Below are 8,152 nucleotides of genomic sequence, written 5' to 3'. Positions count from 1 at the left end.
CGCCGCCCGGATTGACCACCGCTGGAGAACGCGATGGAGGCCGCCACCCCGGATGGGTGGCGGCCTCCGTCGCGTTAGGCCTGACGCGCCGTCAGTAGGCGTTCGCCTCGGAGGAGTACTTCGAGGACAGCTTCGCCTGGTCGGCCTTCGGGAACGAGACCTTGTTGGGGTCACCGTCGGAGGTGTACCAGGTGGACTTGTTCTTCTCGAACGAGTCCAGCCAGTAACCCGAGTCCAGCTGGGCGCCGCCGGGGCCGGACCGGATGCGCGGGATGTTGTACGGGTCGAACGTCCCGCGGAACGGCGACGGCGAGGGGTTCGCCCCGACCAGCAGCACACCGCCGAAGTCGTAGGTGGTGCCCTCGTAGGTGCCGTGGTGCGCAATCGCGGAGTCCGTCGGGTGGATACCGAACGGCAGCGCCATCGTGGTCACCTTGTAGCCGGGGACCTGCGCCTCGATCTTGTTGTACTCCCCGCCGATCTCCTTCTGCGCACCGTCCGAGGACAGCTGCTTGAGGTTGGCGTGGGTGAGGGTGTGGTCGCCGACCTCATAGCCGTGCGCGACCATCCACGGGATCACCTTGGTGTCCCCGCCGAAAGACCCGTCATTGACGTAGAACGAGGCCGTGGAGTGCCAATCCGGGTGGTCCTTGCCGAACTGCTCCATGATGCCCAGCGCGGAATCCGGAGTGGGATTTCCATCCGGGCCGATCTGCGCCTGCGACGGAGAGGAGTCGTCGAGCGTCATCACCAGCGCGTGCTTCGCCGCCGGAATGTCGATTTTGCCCTGGACCATGTCGGAAAGCTTCACCGGACGGAAGTCGTCCTTGTAGAGCCGCTCAAGTTCGGCCTTGAAGTGCTCAGGGGTCTGGTCGTAGTCGCCCTTCGGGTTTTCCTTGATCTGGTGAAACATCATCACCGCGACCTGCCCGAGTTCATTCGCTCCGACCGAAGCCGGGTCGGCCGCCGGGCCACTGTCCGAACCGGTCGAGGCGGACGCGCTGGCGCTCGGCGAGGGCGAGCCGGCGGCGTTGTTGACGTTGTCGCCGCCCTTATCGCTGCTGTCGGACTGGTTGGCGCATGCCGAAAGCAACAATCCGGTAACTGCCACTGCCAGGACGACACGTCGTCGACGCATTTCCCCCCCTACTCGTGGTCGGTACTGCACTCTGATCATGCAGCAGGACGCATCAGTGATGATCTTCAACGTCCGGCCACGATCATGCAGCAGTCAGCGCGGTAATTCGGGGAAACGCTGCGGTGTCCAAGCGACAACTCGGTAAAGGTGGAATCGGGATATGACGGCATTTGACGGCGTTCCGCCCGCTGCCGCGGGGGGGCCGCCAATGGGCGGCAAGACGCGCAAGACCGGGCGCAACGCAGCCGTGGTGGGTGGTGTTGCGCTGTTGCTCGTCGTCGTCGGCGCCGCCGCCTCACCGCTGGCGAACGGCGGCTCGGTGAAGGTCGCGTCCAGCAAGGACATGGGCGCCGGCGTGCTCAACGCCGACGGCATCAAGGATTTGGCCTTCACGGTCACCGGCAAGCTCTCGGACGTCAAGTTGAGCTTCGACGGTCAGCAGGTCGACGGCACCAAGGACGGCAACAGCCTGGTGTACAAGCCGACCAACATGGCCGACGGCAAGCACACCTTCACCGCCTCGTCCAAGGGCCGGTTCGGTCGCAACGCGTCGACCACCAAGAGCTTCTCGGTGGACACCAAGGCGCCGGTCGTCAATGTCGACAAGGCGCCCGATGACCTGGACCCGGCCAAGGCGTACACGCTGACCGGCACCGTCGACGACGCCAAGACCCTCAAGGTCGACGACAAGGACGTCAGCCTCAACGGCGGCAAGTTCTCGGTGAACTACGAACACGCGCCGGAGTCGGCGCACGTCGTGGCCACCGACGCGGCGGGCAACGTCACCGACCAGACGGTCAGCGTCGCGGTCAGCTACCCGAGCATGCGGGCTGTGCACATGACCGGCCTGGCCTGGGCCTACAAGCCGCTGCACGACCCGGTCATCCAGATGCTCAAGGACCACAAGATCGACACCATCGAACTCGACATCAAGGACGAGGACGGGGCGGTCTTCTACAAGTCCGGCGTCGCGCTGGCCAACGAGTCCGGGGCCACCGCGAGCACGCCGGTGGACCTGGCCGCGGCGGTGAAGGAGGTGCACGACCTCGGCGGCAAGTTGGTCGGTCGCATCGTCGCCTTCCGCGACCCGGTGCTGGCCAAGTGGGCGTTCAAGAACGGCCACCCGGCCTACGGAGTCCAGGACAAGTCCGGCAACCCCTACAGCGCGGGCTCGTACGGCGCGGCGTCGTTCACCAACTTCGCCAACCCCGACGTGCGCCAGTACAACATCGACCTCGCGGTCGAGGCGGCCAAGACCGGCTTCGACTCGATCATGTACGACTACATCCGTCGTCCCGAGGCGCACGCCGCGTCCGGTGGTCTGCCCGGTCAGGTCTTCCCGGGCCTCGGCAACACCGACCCGCAGGACGGCATCGCGGACTTCCTCGCTCAGGCGGAGCCGGCCGTGCACGCGGCGGGCGCGAAGCTCGGGGCGGCGGTGTTCGGCATCTCCAGCTTCACGCCGAGCTCGGTGGCGCAGAACATCCCGAAGATGGCCGCACACCTGGACTTCATCTCACCGATGGTCTACCCGTCGCACTGGGGCCCGAACGAGTACTCGGTCGGTCCGAACCCGAACGCGGTGCCCTACGACATCGTTCACCGCTCGCTGATGGACTTCAACCGGCAGGTCCTCGGCACCAAGTGCGTGATCATCCCGTGGCTGCAGGACTTCACCCTGGGCCACCCGGCCTACGGCGCGCCCGAGGTCGAGGCTCAGATCAAGGCCGCGCACGACGACGGCATCAACAGCTTCCTGCTGTGGAATGCCACCGCGAAGTACACCCCGGACGCGCTGCCGGCGAAGGAGCCCTTCTCCTCAGACCTGCCGGGCCAGTACGTGTACTCGGACAACCGGCCGGGCAACAAGTCCGACGGCACCACGGACGCGGCCAAGGCCGAGGCCTACATGAAGGCGTACACGGCCTGGGCGGACGGCGGACGGGTGGGCACCTTCGTGGACCCGAACGACCCCACCGCGGCGAGCAACAGCAGCGGTGACACGGGATCGACCCCGGCCAGCCCGGCTCCGGGTCAGTCCGACAGCAGCACCCCGGCCACCAGCGAGCCGACGTCTTCTCCGTCGGCCTCGCCGAAGGCCACGCCGTAACCCTGAGCACTACCTGATCCACGGAGCCCCGGCCCGCCAGGTCGGGGCTCCGCCTTTTAGCGCATCCTGTTCCGGCGTTTCGGGGTATCAACGCGCCCGGATAGCCCGAAACACCGGACGAAGATGTCAGGTGACCCGGCGGGCGGCGCCGGCGTGGCGGTGGTGCTCCCCCGCCGCGACCAGGGTGCACAGGCGATCGAGCGCGTCCCACAGCTCCACGAACCGGGTGCTCAGCGGGGCCGGACCCAGGCGCAGCCCGTCCGGGGCACGGAAATCACCGACGATGCCCGCGTCGACGAGCATCGCGCAGATGGGCCAGGCCTGCGGGTGACGCAACGTCAGGTGCGAGCCCCGGCGGGCGGAATCGCGGGGGGAGGCCACCTCGAAGCCGAGCGGGGCGAGCCGCTCGTCGGTCAGCACGATACCGAGTTCGGTCAGCGCGATGCCCTTGGCCCGCAGGCGATCCAGGCCTGCCTCGGCGAGCAGGCGCACACCCTCCTCCACCGCGATCAGGCCGAGCACCGCCGGGGTGCCGGTACCGAAGGCGCGCACGTCGGGCTCCGGGTCATAGCCGGCCGCCATGGCGAACTGGTCGCGTTGCCCGAACCAGCCCCAGATCGGTTGGCGTGCCCGGGCGTGCAACGCGCGATTCACGTAGAGAAACGCCGGGGCTCCGGGTCCGCCGTTGAGGTACTTGTAGGTGCACCCGGTGGCCAGGTCGACCCCGGCCGCGTCCAACTCGATGGGCACCGCGCCGACCGCGTGGCTGAGGTCCCACAACACCAGGGCGCCGACCTCGTGCGCGGCGGCGGTGAGCAACGGCAGGTCGGCCAGGGCGCCGCCGCGGTAACCGACGTGGCTCAGGCACAGCAGCGCCACCTCGGAATCCAACGCGCCCAGCACATCGGCCGGCGCCGGCCCGTGCGCGTGATCCGCGGGCACCACCCGCACCTGCAGGCCACGGGCCGCCGCCAGCCCCTCCAGTACGTAAAGGTCGGTGGGGAACTCGTCGGCCGCGGTGAGGATCACCCGGCGATCGGGGCGTAGGTCCAGGGCAGTCGCGGCCAGTTTGTAGAGGTTGACCGTGGTCGCGTCGGCGATCAACACCTGGCCAGGCGCGGCGCCGAGCAGCACCTCGCCGATGTGGTCGCCGACCCGCTGGGGCAGTTCGATCCAGTCCTGCCAGGAGCGAACCAGCCCGCCGCCCCACTCCTGCTCGATCACGATGGCCAACCGGTCCCGGGTGGCCCGCGGGAGGCGCCCCAGCGAGTTGCCGTCCAGGTAGATCAGGCCGGGCTCGGGTTCGACGAACCGGTCGCGGAATTCCGCCAACGGGTCGGCGGCGTCCAGGGCGAGGGCGTCCGCCCGCTCGATCGGCACGCCTCACCGTAGCCGGCGGGCACCATCGCCCGGGAGGCTGCGCCTCGATGGACGCGTTGCTGGCCCGGCACGGCGCGGTGCGTACCGAGGACCCACCGGCGATGCTGCGCGCCGACCAGCTGATGGTGGCCGAGCGGGACCGCACGACGCTGCCTGCCACCTTGACCCGCTGGTTGGCCGACCCGCACCCGCCCGTGGCCGGGGTGCATCGGTGGCCGCTGCGCACCGGCACCGGAGCGGATGTGCGCAGCCTGTTGGCCGACCTCGGGGATCGGGACCGGCACGGCACCGCGGCCCCGGTGCACCTGCTGCGCGCCGCACCCCGCTGGCGCGGCGGGCCCGCGGATGACCCAACGCCGACTGCGGACCCTGCCCCGGCGCCGGCGCCCGCCGACCCGTTCGCGGCCGAGGTGACCGTGGCCGTGCTGGACACCGGCATCACCGCGCACCCGTGGTTCACCGAACGGTCCTGGTGGGTCGAGGTGACGGCGGATCAGCGCGAGGTACTGGACGCCGATGGCGACGGGCTGCCCGACCATCAGGCCGGGCACGGCACGTTCGTCACCGGGGTGCTGTTGCACCAGGCCCCGTCGGCTCACCTGATGGTGCGTCGGTTGCTGTCCGGCGACGGGGTGTGTGACGAGGTGCACCTGATCGAGGCGTTGGCCGCACTGCGCGCCGAGGCGGCGGGGACGGGCCGACGGGTGGACCTGGTGAATCTGTCCTTCGGTTGCCACACCTACGACGATCGACCGTCGGCGCTGGTCAGCGAGGCAGTGGCGGCGCTGGGCCGGCGCACCGTGCTGGTGGCCGCCGCGGGCAATGCGCACACCGACCGGCCGTTTTGGCCGGCCGCCCTGAAGAACGTGCTGGCGGTCGGCGCGCTGGACGCCGCCGGCAGGCAACGGGCCGCGTTCTCCAACCATGCCTGGTGGATAGAGGCCTGCGCGATCGGGCAGGAGGTGCACAGCGCGTTCCCGTTACCCGACGGCACGGCAGGTTTCGCCCGCTGGAGCGGCACCTCCTTCGCGGCTCCGGTGATCACCGGGACCATCGCCCGGCTGGCTGCCGATCGTGGCATCGACGTGGCCGCAGCGGCCGATCTGGTGCTTGATCCGACGGCCCGTCACGTCCCGGGTCTGGGCATCGTGATCGGTTAGCCCTACTCTCGGCCACCATGGACGCTGCGCTCGACGTCGACCGGTTGGTCGCCGCCGCGGCGCGCGGCGAGCAGGCCGCCTGGGACACCCTCGTGGACCGGTACGCGTCCCTGGTGTGGGCGGTCACCCGGACCCACCGGTTGGATCGACCGGACGCCGCCGACGTCGTCCAGACGGTGTGGCTGCGGCTGCTGGAACACCTCGATCGGTTGCGGGAGCCGGCGGCGTTGGCGGGTTGGTTGCGCACCACCACCCGGCGCGAGTGCCTGCGGGTACAGCGGCGTCGGGAGCGCGAGGTGCCCGATCCGTTCGTGCTGGATGGCACGCCGTCCGATGCCCGGGACACCCCCGAGATCGCGCTGTTGGATGACGAACGCGACCGCCAGGTATGGACCGCGTTACAGCAACTGTCCGAGCGGTGCCGCACGTTGCTGCGGGTTATCTCGGCCGATCCGGATGCCAGCTACGCGCAGGTCTCGGCGGCCGCGGGGATGCCGGTGGGCAGCATCGGGCCGAGCCGCGCCCGCTGCCTGGAACAGTTGCGTCGCGGGCTGGTCGCCTCGGGATATCTGGTGGTCTCCGGCGGCCCGGTATGAGCGAGGACGCCGACCTACTGGCCGCGATCGCCGCCGTGCACGACCGGCTGGACCCGGTGCCCGACTACCTGCGGGAAGCCGCCCGGGCGGCATTCGCCCTGCGTGACCCGGACGCGGTCCTGGCCGCCCTCGTCGCCGACGTCGGCCTGGAGGGGTCCGGGGTCCGCTCGGGCGGCGGACCACGAATGCTGTCCTTCCGGGCCGGCCGAGTGGTCATGGAACTCCAGGTGCACGACGACGGTGCGCGCCGCCGCGTGCTCGGGCAACTGTCCCCCGCCGGCCCGGGCCGGCTGCGGGTGCAGTCGGTCCACGAGCAACGCGATGTCGCTCCCGACGCGTTGGGCCGTTTCGTGATCGACGGCCTGCCCGACGGAATATTCCGGCTGCGGTGGGAACCCGCGGCGGGGCCGGCCGTGGTCACCCGCTGGACCACTATCTGAGGTGTCCTCAGATTCCCTGCCCGCTGCGCTGACCGCGGCCGAGACCGCGATCGCCCTGGTGTCGGATGACCCGGCAGCCGCAGCCCGAGTGGCCCGGGCGGTCGTGGCATCCGACGCCCCCGCAGAGGCCCGGGTGGTGGCGCTGCGGGCGTTGGGGTTGGCCCGGGCCGAAACCGACGACCTGACCGAGGCCGCCCGGACCCTGCGTTCCGCGGTGACCCTGGCGCGGCGCCACAGCCTGCCGGGCCGGGAGGCGCAGGCTCGACTGAGTTTGGCCGGTGTGCTGGTGCGCCGCGGCGACACCGATGCCGCGCTGCGTCAACTTGACGCCGCAGCGCTGGTGGCCGGTCGAGTGGACGCCGTCCGGGTCGCGGCGCAACGCGGGTTGGTGCTCAGCCGGACCGGGCACTACGAGGCCGCGTTGTCCGCCTACCGCGCGGCGCTACCGGTGCTGCGCCGGGCCGGTGACTTCCGCTTCGTGGCGCTGGTGCTGCTCAATCGGGGCGCGCTGCGCGCCTGGCGGGGTGAGACCGCCGCGGCCACCCGCGATCTGCAGGAGTGCCTGGCGTTGGCGAGCGAGCACAAACTTGCGTTGTTGGCCGCCGACGCCGCGCACAACCTGGGCTATGCCGCCGCCCGGGCGGGCGACGTGCCCGCGGCGCTGGCCGCGTTCGACCGGGCCGAGCGGATGCCGGGCATCACCCCAGCGCAAGGCGCGATCACCTGGCTGGACCGGGCGCAGACCTTGTTGGACGCCCGGCTGGCCACCGAGGCGGCGCTCGATGCCCGCCGTGCGCTGGCGGTGCTGGAGCCCCTGGGTCACCGGCTGGACGTCGGCATCGGGTGGCTGCTGGTGGCCGAGGCGGCGCTGCTTGCCGGGGCACCCGCGGCGGCGCGGGACGCCGCCGGCCGGGCCGGTGCGGCGCTGCGCGGGCAACGCGGCGGACCCTGGCCCGCCACCGCCGCACACGTGTGCACGGCGGCCCGGGTGGCCACCGGCGAACGCGGGCCCGACCTGCTGCGTGCGGCCCGGGCCGACGTCAGGACGCTGGATCGGGCCGGATGGCCGGAACCCGCCGCCCGGGCCCGCATCCTGCTGGCCCACCTGCTGCTCGCCGAGCACCGCGACACCGCCGCGGCCACGGTGCTCGCACCCGCGGCCGCGTCCCGCAGGCACGGCCCGGCCGGTTTGCGCGCCGCGGCGTGGCACGCGGAGGCACTGCTGCGCGCGACCCGGGGTGAGCGGGCCGCCGCCCTGACCGCGGCCCGCACCGGGCTGCGGGTGGTGGCGGACCACGCCGCGTCGTTGGGCGCGGCGGATCTGCGGG

Annotated in this window: 7 protein-coding genes; 5 read left to right on the top strand and 2 right to left on the bottom strand. The window is 71.2% G+C overall.

What is annotated here, in order from left to right:
- Positions 1-91: 91 nt before the first annotated feature.
- Entirely contained in the window at positions 92-1,096 is a 1,005-nt protein-coding gene (locus VGJ14_08820) for a polysaccharide deacetylase family protein (GenBank protein HEY2832513.1), read from the bottom strand.
- A gap of 250 nt (positions 1,097-1,346) precedes the next feature.
- Between VGJ14_08820 and VGJ14_08815 the strand changes: the two genes are divergently transcribed.
- Positions 1,347-3,248, top strand: coding sequence for a putative glycoside hydrolase (locus VGJ14_08815; protein HEY2832512.1), 1,902 nt, complete (start codon positions 1,347-1,349; stop codon positions 3,246-3,248).
- Positions 3,249-3,374: 126 nt separating this feature from the next.
- Here VGJ14_08815 and kynU read toward each other — a convergent pair whose 3' ends face one another.
- Entirely contained in the window at positions 3,375-4,628 is a 1,254-nt protein-coding gene (gene kynU, locus VGJ14_08810; GenBank protein HEY2832511.1) for a kynureninase, read from the bottom strand.
- Positions 4,629-4,675: 47 nt separating this feature from the next.
- Here kynU and VGJ14_08805 point away from each other — a divergent pair, with 47 nt between their 5' ends.
- The 4 genes from VGJ14_08805 to VGJ14_08790 all read left to right on the top strand — a co-directional run.
- Positions 4,676-5,788 carry a S8/S53 family peptidase gene (locus VGJ14_08805; protein HEY2832510.1) on the top strand — a complete coding sequence of 371 codons (1,113 nt, stop codon included), beginning with the start codon at positions 4,676-4,678 and terminating at the stop codon, positions 5,786-5,788.
- 17 nt (positions 5,789-5,805) lie between these two features.
- On the top strand, positions 5,806-6,384 hold the full coding sequence (locus tag VGJ14_08800; protein HEY2832509.1) for a sigma-70 family RNA polymerase sigma factor: 579 nt from the start codon (positions 5,806-5,808) through the stop codon (positions 6,382-6,384).
- Positions 6,381-6,824, top strand: coding sequence for a hypothetical protein (locus tag VGJ14_08795; protein HEY2832508.1), 444 nt, complete (start codon positions 6,381-6,383; stop codon positions 6,822-6,824). Before VGJ14_08800 ends, VGJ14_08795 begins: the two co-directional genes overlap by 4 nt.
- Position 6,825: 1 nt before the next feature.
- Positions 6,826-8,152 (top strand): hypothetical protein (locus VGJ14_08790; protein HEY2832507.1); only part of this gene is annotated, 1,327 nt, incomplete at its 3' end.

Source organism: Sporichthyaceae bacterium, assembly GCA_036493475.1.
In the GTDB taxonomy this organism is placed as follows: domain Bacteria; phylum Actinomycetota; class Actinomycetes; order Sporichthyales; family Sporichthyaceae; genus DASQPJ01.
The sequence above is the reverse complement of the archived record's forward strand: the minus strand, read 5'-3'. Positions and strand labels throughout refer to the sequence as shown.